This is a genomic window from Streptomyces sp. KPB2, from assembly GCF_003950055.1.
Taxonomy (GTDB): domain Bacteria; phylum Actinomycetota; class Actinomycetes; order Streptomycetales; family Streptomycetaceae; genus Streptomyces; species Streptomyces salinarius.
In genome coordinates this window covers 7,129,489-7,142,383 of sequence record NZ_CP034353.1, presented here as the reverse complement: position 1 = coordinate 7,142,383, position 12,895 = coordinate 7,129,489, and the positions used below count along the sequence as shown (strand labels likewise).

At 74.4% G+C, this 12,895-nt stretch carries 14 protein-coding genes; 8 read left to right on the top strand and 6 right to left on the bottom strand.

The window, feature by feature from the left end; genetic code table 11:
- Window positions 1–71: 71 nt before the first annotated feature.
- From D1J63_RS32305 to D1J63_RS32290, 4 genes are all read left to right on the top strand, one after another.
- Window positions 72–1,157, top strand: a complete 1,086-nt coding sequence (locus D1J63_RS32305) for a sialidase family protein (RefSeq protein ID WP_164713065.1) — start codon at window positions 72–74, stop codon at window positions 1,155–1,157.
- 70 nt (window positions 1,158–1,227) lie between these two features.
- Window positions 1,228–1,905, top strand: coding sequence for a uracil-DNA glycosylase (locus tag D1J63_RS32300; RefSeq protein WP_102932712.1), 678 nt, complete (start codon window positions 1,228–1,230; stop codon window positions 1,903–1,905).
- Window positions 1,902–2,894 carry a BadF/BadG/BcrA/BcrD ATPase family protein gene (locus D1J63_RS32295; RefSeq protein ID WP_125633791.1) on the top strand — a complete coding sequence of 331 codons (993 nt, stop codon included), beginning with the start codon at window positions 1,902–1,904 and terminating at the stop codon, window positions 2,892–2,894. Before D1J63_RS32300 ends, D1J63_RS32295 begins: the two co-directional genes overlap by 4 nt.
- Window positions 2,895–3,032: 138 nt before the next feature.
- Window positions 3,033–3,959, top strand: coding sequence for a hypothetical protein (locus tag D1J63_RS32290; RefSeq protein ID WP_102929879.1), 927 nt, complete (start codon window positions 3,033–3,035; stop codon window positions 3,957–3,959).
- Between the two features lie 264 nt (window positions 3,960–4,223).
- Here D1J63_RS32290 and D1J63_RS32285 read toward each other — a convergent pair whose 3' ends face one another.
- Together D1J63_RS32285 and D1J63_RS32280 are read right to left on the bottom strand one after the other, a co-directional pair.
- Complete coding sequence (locus tag D1J63_RS32285; protein ID WP_125633789.1) at window positions 4,224–5,261, bottom strand: lactonase family protein; 1,038 nt, start codon at window positions 5,259–5,261, stop codon at window positions 4,224–4,226.
- A 213-nt stretch (window positions 5,262–5,474) separates the two neighbouring features.
- On the bottom strand, window positions 5,475–6,965 hold the full coding sequence (locus tag D1J63_RS32280; protein ID WP_125633787.1) for an FUSC family protein: 1,491 nt from the start codon (window positions 6,963–6,965) through the stop codon (window positions 5,475–5,477).
- A gap of 226 nt (window positions 6,966–7,191) precedes the next feature.
- Between D1J63_RS32280 and D1J63_RS32275 the strand changes: the two genes are divergently transcribed.
- From D1J63_RS32275 to D1J63_RS32265, 3 genes are all read left to right on the top strand, one after another.
- Window positions 7,192–7,668 (top strand): Lrp/AsnC family transcriptional regulator, encoded by a 477-nt coding sequence (locus tag D1J63_RS32275; protein WP_102929264.1) that lies wholly within the window; start codon window positions 7,192–7,194, stop codon window positions 7,666–7,668.
- A gap of 20 nt (window positions 7,669–7,688) precedes the next feature.
- On the top strand, window positions 7,689–8,405 hold the full coding sequence (locus D1J63_RS32270; RefSeq protein ID WP_125633785.1) for an HAD family phosphatase: 717 nt from the start codon (window positions 7,689–7,691) through the stop codon (window positions 8,403–8,405).
- Between the two features lie 83 nt (window positions 8,406–8,488).
- A complete protein-coding gene (locus D1J63_RS32265) occupies window positions 8,489–9,229 on the top strand; it encodes a DUF4142 domain-containing protein (protein ID WP_125633783.1) in 741 nt (246 codons plus the stop codon).
- A 20-nt stretch (window positions 9,230–9,249) separates the two neighbouring features.
- Here D1J63_RS32265 and D1J63_RS32260 read toward each other — a convergent pair whose 3' ends face one another.
- Window positions 9,250–10,080 (bottom strand): LysR substrate-binding domain-containing protein, encoded by an 831-nt coding sequence (locus D1J63_RS32260; protein ID WP_125633781.1) that lies wholly within the window; start codon window positions 10,078–10,080, stop codon window positions 9,250–9,252.
- Window positions 10,081–10,138: 58 nt separating this feature from the next.
- Between D1J63_RS32260 and D1J63_RS32255 the strand changes: the two genes are divergently transcribed.
- Entirely contained in the window at window positions 10,139–10,546 is a 408-nt protein-coding gene (locus tag D1J63_RS32255; protein ID WP_102932307.1) for a DUF5997 family protein, read from the top strand.
- A gap of 129 nt (window positions 10,547–10,675) precedes the next feature.
- On the opposite strand, the gene D1J63_RS32250 is transcribed toward D1J63_RS32255, so the two are convergent.
- The 3 genes from D1J63_RS32250 to D1J63_RS32240 form a co-directional block, all read right to left on the bottom strand.
- The gene (locus tag D1J63_RS32250; RefSeq protein ID WP_125633779.1) at window positions 10,676–11,170 is read right to left on the bottom strand and encodes a DUF1360 domain-containing protein; all 495 of its coding nucleotides are present in this window, start codon (window positions 11,168–11,170) and stop codon (window positions 10,676–10,678) included.
- A gap of 26 nt (window positions 11,171–11,196) precedes the next feature.
- Window positions 11,197–11,610 carry a DUF2267 domain-containing protein gene (locus D1J63_RS32245; protein ID WP_125633777.1) on the bottom strand — a complete coding sequence of 138 codons (414 nt, stop codon included), beginning with the start codon at window positions 11,608–11,610 and terminating at the stop codon, window positions 11,197–11,199.
- Between the two features lie 90 nt (window positions 11,611–11,700).
- A complete protein-coding gene (locus tag D1J63_RS32240; RefSeq protein WP_125635975.1) occupies window positions 11,701–12,792 on the bottom strand; it encodes a glycosyltransferase in 1,092 nt (363 codons plus the stop codon).
- Between the last annotated feature and the right edge of the window lie 103 nt (window positions 12,793–12,895).

Here is a 12,895-nt window from a genome sequence, read left to right as displayed (position 1 = left end):
CAGTGGCTGGGTGCAGACTGGCCCGTGTCCGAGACTAAGGCGTCGACGAGGACGCCGCGGAGGTGATCGGCATGACCGAGGTACTGCTCGCCGTGGGCACCCGCAAGGGCCTGTTCATCGGGCGCCGGCGGGGTGGCACCTGGGAGTTCGACGAGAGTCCCTACTTCAACGCGCAGGCGGTCTACTCGGTCGCCCTCGACACCCGCGGCGACACCCCGCGGCTGCTGGCCGGCGGCGACAGCGCGCACTGGGGGCCGTCGGTGTTCCACTCCGACGACCTGGGCCGGACCTGGACCGAACCGGCCGCGCCCGCCGTCAAGTTCCCCAAGGAGACCGGCGCCTCCCTGGAGCGGGTGTGGCAGTTGCACCCGGCGGCGGCCGAGCCGGACGTGGTGTACGCGGGGACGGAACCGGCGGCGTTGTACCGCTCGGAGGACCGCGGTGAGAGCTTCGAGCTGGTCCGCCCGCTGTGGGAGCACCCGACGAGGTCGAAGTGGGTGCCGGGCGGTGGTGGCGAGGGGCTGCACACGGTCCTCACCGACGCCCGCGACCCCGGGTCCGTGACGGTCGCCGTCTCCACCGCGGGCGTGTTCCGCACGGCCGACGGCGGCGCGAGCTGGACGCCGTCGAACTCCGGTGTCTCCGCCGTCTTCCTGCCGGACCCCGACCCGGAGTTCGGCCAGTGCGTGCACAAGGTCGCGCGGGACGCGGCCAACCCGGACCGCCTGTACCTGCAGAACCACTGGGGGGTGTACCGCAGCGACGACGCCGGCGCGCACTGGACGGACATCGGCGAGGGCCTGCCCTCCACGTTCGGTTTCGCGGTGGCCGCCCACCCGCACCGCGGCGACACGGCGTACGTCTTCCCGATCAACGCCGACGCCGACCGGGTGCCAGCGGACCACAGGTGCCGGGTCTTCCGCACCGCGGACGCCGGCAAGAGCTGGGAGCCGCTCTCGGCGGGCCTGCCCCAGGAGGACCACTACGGCACGGTGCTGCGCGACGCGCTGTCCACGGACGACGCGGAACGGGCGGGCGTGTACTTCGGCAACCGCAACGGCGAGGTGTTCGCGTCGGCCGACGACGGCGACAGCTGGCGGCAGTTGGCCTCCCACCTGCCGGACGTGCTGTGCGTGCGGGCCGCGGTCGTCGCGTGAACCGCACCGGGGGGACGGGCCTTGGCCACCGGTTGATCGGCGTCACCCGTACGGCAGTAGGGTGACGCCCGTGGCACCACGACCCTTGAATGAAATCGTCGAAGCGGGCTGGGCGAAGGCCCTGGAACCCGTCGCCGGACGGATCACCGCGATGGGTGAGTTCCTGCGCGCGGAGATCGCCGCCGGACGCACCTATCTCCCGGCCGGGGCGAACGTCCTGCGGGCCTTCCAGCAGCCGTTCGACGACGTACGGGTCCTGATCGTCGGACAGGACCCGTATCCCACCCCGGGGCACGCGGTGGGGCTGTCGTTCTCCGTCGCGCCCGAGGTGCGCCCGCTGCCGGGCAGCCTGGTCAACATCTTCCGGGAGCTGAACACCGACCTGAATCTGCCGCAGCCGTCCAACGGGGACCTGACGCCCTGGACCCGCCAGGGCGTGCTGCTGCTCAACAGGGCGCTCACCACGGCCCCGCGCAAGCCCGCGGCCCACCGCGGCAAGGGCTGGGAAGAGGTCACCGAACAGGCGATACGGGCGCTGGCGGCGCGCGGCAAGCCGATGGTGTCCATCCTCTGGGGCCGCGACGCCCGCAATCTGCGGCCGCTGCTCGGTGATCTGCCGGCCGTGGAGTCCGCGCACCCGTCGCCGATGTCGGCCGACCGGGGCTTCTTCGGCTCCCGTCCGTTCAGCCGGGCCAACGACCTGCTGATGCGTCTGGGAGGTCAGCCGGTCGACTGGCGTCTGCCGTGAGCGGCGCCGGCTTCCTGGCCGTTGACTCCGGCGGCTCGGGGCTGCGCGTCGTCGTCGGCACCGCCGTCGGCGACGGGTCCGGTCCGCCCGGCCCGCGAGGCCGGCGCGTCTCGGGGGAACCCGTCCGCACCGGCCCGCGCGGGATCGACCCCGGGCATCTCCTGGGGCAACTTCTGCCCATGGCCCGGTCGTTGGCCGAGGAGACCGGGGTGGTCCGGCTCGACACCGTCGTCGTCGGGGCCGCGGGGCTGGCCACGCTGGGCGACGCGCTGCGCGCCGAACTGCCGGGTGCGCTGGCCCGGGAGCTGGGCGTGCGGACGGTGGCGCTGGCCGCCGACGCCGTCACCGCGTACGTGGGCGCCCTGGGTCCGCGGGCCGGGGCGGTGGTGGCCGCCGGCACCGGCCTGATCGCCGTCGGCACCGATCTGTCCCGCTGGCGCCGGGCGGACGGCTGGGGACATCTGCTGGGCGACTGCGGCAGCGGCGCCTGGATCGGGCGGGCCGGTCTCGAGGCGGCGCTGCGCGCTCACGACGGGCGGGAGGGCGGCTCGGCGCCACTGCTGGCCCGGGCCGAGGAGTGCTTCGGACCGGCGGCGGGACTGCCGGGGCGGGTGTATCCGCGTTCCGACCGTCCCGCCGTTCTCGCCTCCTTCGCGCCCGAAGTGGCCGGGTGCGCGGCCGACGACCCCGTCGCCGCGGACATCCTGCGTGCCGCCGCGCGGCACATGGCCGACTCGGCCGCGGCCGTCTGCCCGGTCGGCGGCGAGCCCCGGGTCGCGGTCACCGGCGGACTGCTGCGCATGGGCGATCCGCTTCTCGTACCCCTGGGAGAGGAACTGGCGAGGCGGCTGCCGCAGGCGCGGCGGACTTCGGCGGAGGGTGATCCGCTCGACGGCTCGGTCCGGCTCGCGACCGACCTGACGACCGACTCGCTCACCCTTCCGAGTGACGAGAGGATGCTGTGGGTGACGAGCCTGCCGAGCGGCTGAGAAGTGATCGCCCGACGAGGTGAATCGTGCCGATGTCGGCCGATCCGTACATCACTCATCAGACAAAACCGGACGGATACCGCTCACCTGCACCCTCCCCGAACAGGGAAACCCCGGAAACCAGTAACATGCGGCGCCATGAGCTCCCCCACTGGGCCCGCGTCCGGCCTGCCAGTACGAATGCCGCGCCCCCGCCAGCCCGGACGGCACCGCCGTCCCGAACCCCTGGTGGCTCCCGAGGGCGCGCCGGCGCTCGTCCTCGCGGTGCCGGGGACGCCCAGCAGCGCCACCCGTAGCCTCGCCGACGAGGTCATCAGCATCGCCCGTTCCGAGCTGCCCGGGCTCGACGCCCGGGTCGGTCACCTCGACGGGGACGACGACGCCGAGTTCCCCTCCCTGACCAGCGTGCTCGTGCGCGCCGCCGAGGAGCGCACCGCCCGCTTCGAGCAGGCGCGGCTGGCCGGCCTGGACGTGAAGGAGCCCGAGGGCCCCGTCGCGGTCGTCGTGCCGCTGCTCGCCGGCCCGGACAACGCGCTGCTGCGCCGGATCCGGCAGGCCGTCATGGACAGCAAGATCGCGGCCGAGCTGACCGATGTGCTCGGACCGCACCCGCTGCTGGCCGAGGCGCTGCACGTGCGGCTCTCCGAGGCCGGTCTCGCCCGTGCCGACCGTGCCCGCCTGTTCACCGTGGCGACCGCCGCGGACGGCATCATCCTGGCTTCCGTCGGCGGTGACGAGGCCGTCCAGGCGGCCGGGATCACCGGCATGCTGCTCGCCGCGCGCCTCGCCGTACCGGTGATCGCGGCGGCGCTGGACGAGGAGGGCTCGATCGCGTCCGTGGCCGAGCAGCTGCGTTCCTCGGGCTCCCAGCAGCTGGCGCTCGCCCCGTATCTGATCGGGCCGGAGATCGAGGCGTCCGTGCTGGAGGAGGCGGCCAAGGAGGCGGGCTGCTCCACCGCCGAGCCGCTCGGTCCGTACCCGGCGATCGGCAAGCTGGCGCTGGCCAAGTACACGTCGGCGCTCGGGATCTCGCCGCAGCAGGTGCAGGGGGCGCCGGTTCGGTGACAGGCGCGTGCGCTTGCGTTTTCAGGCGCTTGTGAAGGGGGCCGCTCCGGTGGAGGAGCGGCCCCCTTCGGCGTTGCGGGGCCGTCGGTCGTGGACGCGCCCTGCCGGCCGGCGAGCCGGGGGTGGGTCGCGCTGCCCGGCGTCGGCAGGGTACCGCCCGCGCCCACCCGTGCCGCCCCAGCGGCACGACTGCCCGCGGCTGGAGCGGGCTGGAGCGGGGCGGCGGCTGCCCGCAGCTACGGCGGCGCCGCGGCTGTCCGGGGCTTATGGGGCGAAGACGACGCAGGAAGCCGCCGGGACTGCCAGGGAGCCCGTGCGGCGGGGGATGCCTGTGGTGGGGTCCAGGGCGAACCAGGTCACGTTTCCGGAGCGTTCGTTGGCCGCGTAGAGGAAGCCGTCGGACACGGTGATGTCGCGGGGCCAGTGGCCGCCGCAGGACACCGTGGCGGACAGGCGCAGTCCGTCCGGCTCGACGACGAACACGGACAGGACGTCCTCGCCGCGGGTCGCCGTCCACACGAAGCGGCCGTCGGGCGAGACGGCGATGCCGGACGGGTAGGCGTCGCCCGCCGGGGCGCCCGGCAGCACCGGAACCTCCGTGAGGGGCTTGAGGGTGCCGTCGGCGGGGTCCCAGTGGCAGACGGTGACGGTGGGCGCCAGTTCGTTCACGACGTAGACGTGGGACCCGTCCGGATGGAAGGCCAGGTGCCGCGGTCCCGAACCCGGCCGCAGCGCGATCTCCCGGTGCACTGCGAGGACACCGTCGGCGAGGGTGCAGACGCGCACCGAGTCGGTGCCCAGGTCCACACTCACGGCCCACCGCCCGCTGGGGTCGGGCCGCACCTGGTGGGCGTGCGGTCCCTGCTGGCGCTGGGCGTGCGGGCCGGAGCCGGTGTGCCGCAGGACGCCGGAAGCGGTCCGGGCGAGGGTGCCGTCGGCGCGGACCGGCACGGCGGTGACGGTGCCGGAGCCGTAGTTCGCGGTCAGCACGTGCCCGGCGTACAGACTCAGGTGGGTCGGTCCGTCGCCCTCCACGGGCACCGGGCGCCCGGCGGGCTCGGGCTTCCCCCCGCTCACGCGATAGGCCGCCACCGCGCCCTCGGACGTCTCACTGACGGCGTAGAGCGTGTTCCCGTCGGGAGCGAGGGCCAGGTAGGAGGGGTCGGCCAGGCCGTCCGTGCCGCTCACGACCGTGAGGGCGCCGCTGTCGGGGGCGACGGTCGCCGTCAGGATCCCGGGCCCGCCGGCCGCCGTGAACGATCCGATGTATGCCCGCCGCTGCCGCCTGCCGCCGTCCGTCACCGCTGCCCCTCTCGTCCCGCTTCCTCTGCCCGCTCCGTTGTACGCCGCGTCCAGTGCCGACCCGGTCGTCGCGTGCGGTGCCGGTTGCCCGGTCGGCCGACCCATTCGCCCGGCTCGACCGAACCGACTGATCGTCGCCGGGAGCGACGGTAGCAGTCGATCAGCTGCGGTCTAGACCAAACGGGTGTGGCGGTGGGAGACGGTGCGGCCGGGTCAGGCGCCGGCCAGTCGCGAACCGGAAGGACTGCGCAGGGGCGCGGCGAGTTCGGCGAGGGCGTGTTCCAGGCCGTGGAGGTGGGCCAACGCGGGTTCGGCGGCGCGGGGCCCGCCCGCGTGGGCGGGGACGGAGCCCCCGCCGGTGAGTGCCTCGACCGCGGCCTCGACACGCCAGCAGGCGGCGGCCAGCCGGGCGTCGTGCGAGGCCTCGGGGTCGGCGGCGACGGCGACCAGGCCGCGGATCTCGCGGGCGCAGTCGTCGAGCAGGTCGAGGACCCGGCGGGCCCGTCGCCTGCGGCCGTACATCGGGCTCAGCGGGTGCACGAGCGGGGCGACCGACAGCCGTACCCGGCCGAGCATCTGCTCCAGTTCGGCCACGCGCGGCGTCGGATCGGCGCCCTCGGTCCCGGCGAGGCGTGCGGCGGCCTCGGCGGTGCAGGCGTGCACGCAGCGCAGCGCGCGCTGGATCCAGACGTCGGTGACGGCGTGCGTGGTGACGGGCAGGACGAAGAGCACGGCGAGCGCGGCGCCGAGCGCGCCCACGCCGGTCTCGGCGATCCGCAGGGCGAGCAGGCCGGGGCTGAGGACGCCCAGGAGGCCGTAGAGCAGCTCGGCGAGCAGGGTCACGCAGAGCATCATCCAGGTGTAGGAGACCGCGGCGGTGTAGAAGATGCCGAACACGCAGGCCGCGGCGAGGACCGCGGTGGGCACCGGCGAACCGGCCACCGGTACGGCGATCAGGAAGCCCAGGCCGATGCCGACGACCGTGCCGAGGACCCGGCGGAAGCCGCGCACCAGCGTCTCGCCGCGCGAGGTGGTGTTGACGAACACCCACCAGGTGGCGCCGACGGCCCAGTACCAGCGGTCGCCCGACACCAGCTGGCCCACGACCAGGGCGAAGCCGGCGCCCGCGGTGGCCTGCACGGCCTGGCGGGTGGTGATGCGGGCCAGACCGGTACCGGCGGGCGGCCCGGGGACGGCGGGCGCGGGCCGGCGGCGCTCGTAGCACCACAGGCCGAACCGCACCGCCGCCGCGGTGGCCACGGACAGCAGGACGGCCGCGTACATCTCGGGCAGCCGGTCCGTGGTCGCGTGCAGGAACTGGGCGATGAAGAAGGTCATGAAGGCGAAGACGCCCAGGCTGTGCCCGCGCGGCCCCCAGCGGCGCGCGTACACGCCCGCGCCGACGACCGCGAGGAACGTGAGGTCCCGTGCCACGGGAAGGTCGTGCAGCGCCGCGGCGGCGGTGAGCACGGGCAGTCCGGCCACCGGCAGCAGTGCGGTGGTGAGGGCCTGGCCGCGCACGGTGGCGTCGGTGACGGTGAACAGGGCGAGCAGGGCGGCGAGGCCGCCGATGATCGCGCCCACCAGGGAGGTACCGGCCAGCCCGCACACCGCGACGGCCAGCCCGATGCCGAGGACGGCCCGGGCGGCGAACCGCAGCCGGGACCGTCCCGGGTCCGGGCTCACGAACACCTTCTTCAGCACTGATTACCGCCCCCTCGCTCACTCACGCCCACTGGTCCGGAAGTCGTCGCATGCAAAAGGCGCCGCGGAGTCCGCAGCGCCATCGACACGTCTATAGGAGCATCTCCACCGCCAGTGGCTCAACACGCCGCTGAGCGACTGGTCCATTGGTACAGTGATCACGACTTTTCCACAGCCACGGACGGGCCAATGGCCGACTTGCCGACCGAAGGGGGCCGGAGCCGCGATGGCCGTCGACGAGCTCGACACCCGCATCCTGCGGCTGCTGCTGGAGCAGCCGCGCACCAGCGTGCGCGAGTACGCCCGGATCCTCGGGATCGCCCGGGGCACGCTCCAGGCCAGGCTGGACCGCCTGGAGCGCGACGGCGTGATCACCGGCACCGCCCCCGCCCTGTCCCCCGCCGCCCTGGGCCACCCGGTGCTCGCGTTCGTGCACATCGAGGTCACCCAGGGCCATCTGGACGAGGTGGGCGAGGCGCTGGCGGCGGTGCCGGAGATCGTCGAGGCCTTCTCGATCACGGGCGGCGGGGACCTGCTGACCCGCGTCGTGGCCCGCGACAACGCGCACCTGGAGGACGTGGTGCAGAAGCTGATCAGCCTGCCCGGCGTGGTCCGCACCCGCAGCGAGGTGGCGCTGCGCGAGCGGGTGCCGCACCGGCTGCTGCCGCTCGTGGAGTCGATCGGGCGCTCGGCCCGCAGGTGATCCTTGGCATCCTGGACCCCATGAGCAGCATGGGCGCACTCGACGGCACCGCGGTCGTCTTCGATCTCGACGGAACGCTCGTGGACAGCGAGCCGAACTACTACGAAGCGGGCCGGCGCACCCTCGCCGCGTACGGCGTCCCGGACTTCACCTGGGCCGACCACCAGGCGTACGTGGGCATCAGCACCCGCGAGACGGTCGCCGACTGGAAGCGGCGGCACGGGCTGCGAGCGACGGTCGAGGAACTGCTCGCCGTCAAGAACCGCCACTACCTGGCGCTCGCCCGCACCTCGGCCCGCGCGTACCCCGAGATGCGGAAGTTCGTCGAGCTGCTGGCGGGTGAGGGTGTGCCGATGGCGGTGGCGTCGGGTTCGTCGCCCGAGGCGATCGGGACGATCCTCGCCCGCACCGGCCTGGACGCGCACCTGCGCACGGTCGTCTCGGCCGACGAGGTGGCGCGGGGCAAGCCCGCCCCCGACGTGTTCCTGGAGGCGGCCCGCCGGCTGGGGGCGCGACCGGCCCGCTGCGTGGTCCTGGAGGACGCCGCTCCGGGGGCCGCCGCCGCACATGCGGCCGGGATGCGCTGCATCGCCATCCCGTACGTCGCGGACCAGGCCGGCGCCCCGGAGTTCGCCACCGCGGACCTGCTCCTGCCCGGGGGCCAGGAGGAGTTCACCGCGCGGCTGGCTCACGACTGGCTGGTGCGAGCGGCAGGGACGCGAGGGGAAAAGAATTGAGCAACTGCCCGGGACGGTGATCAGAACGCCGCCCGTATCCGTACCTCCTGGCGTCCGAGCCTGTCTTCGTCCCGGGAGGCACGATGCGCATCACGCGCGCCACGGCAGGGACCGCCTTCGTGGCCGGTGCCCTGGTCCTCACTCTGACCGCGCTCGCCTACCCGACGATGCTCGGGGTGCAGAACGCGGGAAGCGACCAGGCCCGGGTCGTCACCAACACGCGATACGGGCCGCTCACTGAGCAGGACCGGGACTTCGTGGTGAAGGTGCGTGCCGCGGGGCTCTGGGAGCATCCGCTGGGGCTGATGGCCATGGAACGGGGCACGACACCGGAGATGAGGGAGGCCGGCGAGCACCTGGTCGTCGGCCACTCCCGGCTGGACGCCACCTGCCGCAGGATCGCGCCGGAGCTGGGCATCACCCTGCCCAATCTGGCCTCGCCGCAACAGCAGCAGTTCGTGTCGACCGTGGACGGGACCACGGGCAAGCAGTTCGACACCACGGCGGTCAACATCATGCGGATCACGCACGGCCAGATCTTCCCGGCCATCGCCAAGATCCGCGCCAACACCAAGAACTCCCTGGTGCGGCAGCTCGCCGACCAGGCCAACGACACCGTGCTCGACCACATCACCGTGCTGGAGAAGACCGGGCTGGTCAATTTCGACCAGGTCAACTTCCAGCAGACCGCCCCGCCGAACCTGCCCAAGGTGCAGCTCACTCCGCCGGCTCCGCAGCCGGGCGAGCCGGTGCTCTCGCTCACCGCGCCGCCCGGCCTCGAGGTCAACACGTCGGCGCCGACGCCGAGCCCGACGGTGCGCTGACGGTTCAGCCGTCGACGGGGTCAGCGGTGCCGGGGCCGGCCGCCGCGCCCGCCGCCCTTGCCCTTGCTCGCGCTGCCGCCCCGGCGGTTGCCGCCGGTGCCGCGCCCGGCCGCGCCGCCGGTCTGCCTTCCGCCGGTCGTCCCGCCCGTCCTGCCGCCGCCCGTCCCGCCGCCGGCCGCTTTGCGGCGCGCGGAGCCGGCCGCTTCCCCGCGCCCGTCCTTGGAGCGCCCGGGTTCGGGCTGCCGGCCCCGGGTGCTGTTGACGGTCCGCCCCCGGACGATGCCGATGAAGTCCTCGACGTGGTCCGTGTGCGCGGCCTCGGGCCAGGACAGGGCCACGCTCGATTCCGGGGCGTCCGTGACCGTGCGGTACGTGAGGTCCTTGCGGTGGTGCAGCCGGGCCAGCGACAGCGGCACGAGCAGCACGCCGATCCCGGCCGCCACGAGCTCCACGGCGTCCGCGGTGGTGGCCGGACGCTCCAGCGCGGGCCTGCCCGGCGGCCGGTCCCAGCCGAGGACGTCGTCCAGGGGGTGCAGCACGATCTCGTCGGCGAGATCCTCGACGGTCACCTCGTCGGCCGCGGTGACGAGATGGTCCCTGGGGATCAGCACGACCGTCGTCTCGGTGTAGAGGGGGATGGCGCTGAGCAATGTCCGGTCGACGGGCAGCCGCACCAGTCCGGCGTCGGCGTCGCCGTCCAGCAGCACGCGGCCGGCCCCGGCGGCCGGGACCTGGGTCAGGGCGAGGGGGACGTCCGGCAGCCGCTCGTTCCAGATGCGCACCCATTTGTCGGGCGTCACCCCCGGGACGTACGCGAGCCGAAACGAGGGGGGAGCTTCCGAGCCTGTCACCCGGCCAGGTTACCGGGCGTGGTCGGGAGCCACTCACACGATCGATACCCTTGACGGCATGACGTCGCACCAGAACACCCAGACCATGAAGCCCGCGACCGCGGCGAAGAAGCTGGGTGTGTACCTCGAAGCCACACCCGCCGAGTTCCGGGAGGGCGTCGTCACGCGTGCCGAGCTGAACGCGCTCCAGGCCGACCCGCCCGCGTGGCTGCGCGAGCTGCGGCGCGACGGTCCGCACCCGCGGCCGGTGGTCGCGGCCAAGCTGGGCGTCTCCATCGCGGGCCTGCACCGGGGCGGGGTCGCCGAGCCGCTCACCACGGCGCAGATCGACGCGCTGAAGCAGGAACGCCCGGAGTGGCTGGAGCGGGAGCAGGCCGTCCAGGCGGACGTGCGCAAGGAGGCGGCCCGCGTGAAGAAGCTGCACGCCGAGCGGGCGGAGCGGGCCGAGGACGCCCGGCGCGACTGACCGGCCGCCCGGCGCGGGGACCGGGCCGCCCGCTCCCCGGCCCCGCCCGGCGCGGCGGTCACTCCGAGTGTGTCTCGGCGCCTCCGGTCCGCGGACACCGCTCGTGCGGCACCGCTCATGCGCCACCGCTCATTCCTCGGCCTTCTGGGCCGTCAGGCTCCACGCGTACTGCAACCAGTCCGACACCACGACCGCGCTGAGGCCCGCGCTCAGCAGCCGCCCCGCCCGGGGCGCGACGGCGTAGGTGCCGACGAGTCCGCCGGCCACCCAGGCCGAGGTGCAGAACGGGCAGGAGACCAGGTCCCCGATCGCACGGCGCAGACCCGTGCCGCGCCCGGCGTCCATCACCTCGTTGGCGTTGCCCTCGCCCTCCCGGCTGGTGAAGGGCGCCCGCAGGAAGCTGGTGACCTTGTCCTTGGTCAGCAGCCGGGAGGCCTTGAACGTCGCCGTGCCGAGCAGGGCCACGTCCCAGGCGGGGACGGTGTCGGGCAGCCGGACCCCGCGGCGCCGGGCCGTGACCGCGAACACGGCGGCGCTCGCCGCGAAGGTCGCCGCGAGTGTCGCGTACCCGGCCAGGGGCGTCTCCTCCTCGTCGGCGTAGCGCTGGGCGGCGTCGTCCGTCATGGGTGTCTCCTCGGTCTTCCTCGGTCTCAGTGGGGCGCTCCGGTGGGCCGTTCTCCGTGGGACACCGGGCCGCCGAAGAGGTCGGCACAGTCCGCGGGCAGGTGGGCCAGAAGGCGGTCGATCCGTTCGCGGGGCACCGCTTCGGCGAGGGTGGCCAGCACCGCGCCCGCGTCCCACTCGGCGGTGCGCGGCCGGGCGCCGGTCTGCTGGGCCACCCGCCGGAGGAACTCCGCACGGCCGAAGGACTCGGGGCGACCGCGTTCGGGGCGGAGCGCGTCGTCCAGCGGTGCGGGCAACTCGGCGGCCAGACCGGCGGCCTCCTCCGGTGCGACGCGGGACGCGATCACCCACAGGACGGCCGTGGTGACCTGCTCCGCCTCGTCGTCGCTGTGGAACTCGCCGCGGTCGCGGACCCGGGTCAGGAATTCGTCGAGCCGCACGGCGTCGCCTCCTTGTGCCGGTTCGCGCTCCGGGCCGGGTGCCCAGGGGCGGCAGGCGAAAACGGGCGGCGGCGCCCCGCGTACGCGCCGTCAGCGTGCCGTGCGCGCACGGGCGGCGTCGGCGACGTCGGTCACCCGGGTCAGGGCGTCCGCGCTCCGGGTGAACAGCGCACGTCCGGCGGCGATCCGCTGCCCGCGGGCCGGGCCCGGTGCGGTGAGCCGTCGCAACGCGTCCAGCAGCGCGGCCTCGTCCTCGGCGACCTCGGACACGCCGAGCGCGGCCATCCGCCGGACGCCGTCGGCGCCGTGGCCGGGGATCGGACGGTGACCCACGACCGGCAGTCCGGCCGCGAGCGCCTGTACGGCGGTCTGTCCGGCCGCGTTGTCGACGAGTGCCCGGGCGGCGTGGAGCAGGCCGGGCATGTCCGTCACCCAGCCCAGGGCGAGGACGCCCGGTGTGCCGGACAGCCTGTGCCGCAGCCGCCGGTTGTCGCCGCAGAGCACGACGGGGAGGAAGCCGTGGTCCGTCAGGAGCCGGACCGTGGCGTCCAGGTGTGAGCCGACGCCCCAGGCACCGGCGGACAGCACCACGGCGGGCCGGCCGGGCCCGAGCCGGCCGAACATGTCCCGCCACTCGGCGGCGCCCGGCGCGTCGGGAGGGCCGGCGGAGAACTCCGGCGCCACGACGGGACCGCACACATCCGCCGGCGTGCCGGTACTCGCCCGCACCTCGCGTGCCGCGTCCTCGGTGAGGCACAGGCAGTGGTCGTTGCCGGGATGGAGCCACTGCCGGTGCGTCTCGAAGTCGATCACCAGGACGACGGCGGGCACGGGCAGCAGTCCGCGCTCCCTCAGGTGACCGGTCAGCTGGGCGCCCAGGTGGAAGACGGGCACGACGACGTCCGCTCCCGTGCGCTCGGCCAGCTCGCGCAGTCTGCCCCCGGCGAGCCGGGCCAGGGGTGTCCCGCTGGGGCGGCGTCCGGCGCCGGGCCGCAGGAAGAGGCGGTACACGGCGGCGTACGCCCAGGGAAAGTGCCGTACCGATCCGCGGTAGAAGTACCGGAGCACCGTGCCCAGGCCGTACGGCAGAAGGGCGAGGACGTCGACGACCTGGGCGGCGTCGCCGCGTTCGCGGGCCCGGCGGGCCAGTTCGGCGGCGACCGTGTCGTGACCGGCGCCCATGCTCGCGCTGATCACCAGCAGGTTCCTGCCGCCCCGTGGACCGCGCGGGACACCGGAGTGGCGGGGCTCTGACGAGCTGCGAGGATGCACAGCGGACCAGGTT